Origin of the sequence: Caldibacillus sp. 210928-DFI.2.18, assembly GCF_020554505.1 — a bacterium.
GTDB classification, from domain to species: domain Bacteria; phylum Bacillota; class Bacilli; order Bacillales; family Caldibacillaceae; genus Caldifermentibacillus; species Caldifermentibacillus hisashii.
In genome coordinates, this window is record NZ_JAJCHL010000251.1 from 1 (window position 1) to 312 (window position 312).

Genomic DNA, 312 nt, shown 5'->3' on the forward strand with positions numbered 1-312 from the left:
AGCTTTTATCCAAACTGTGTGATGAAATAGAACTCGAAAAGACCATTAATGATTTAGTCAAATGGGATTCTGTTCGTTGTCATCTCTCACCCGGAACAAGGATTAAAGCCCTTGTCTTAAACATTTTATGCAGTGGCAAACCCCTTTATAAGGTTCATGAATTCTATCAAACCCTAGATTCTGAGATGCTTTTCGATACATCGATTTCACCTGATCAATTGAATGATGATGCATTGGGAAGAGCATTAGATTACTTGCATGAAGCCGAAGCATGGAAAGTCTATTCTACCCTCGCACTGAAAGCACTGAAAA

At 38.5% G+C, this 312-nt stretch carries 1 protein-coding gene; it reads left to right on the forward strand.

Annotated features, from left to right (window positions below; translation table 11 throughout):
- Window positions 1–312, forward strand: a 312-nt coding sequence (locus tag LIZ98_RS17780) for a DUF4277 domain-containing protein (protein WP_227203196.1), incomplete at both ends; no start/stop codon positions are given.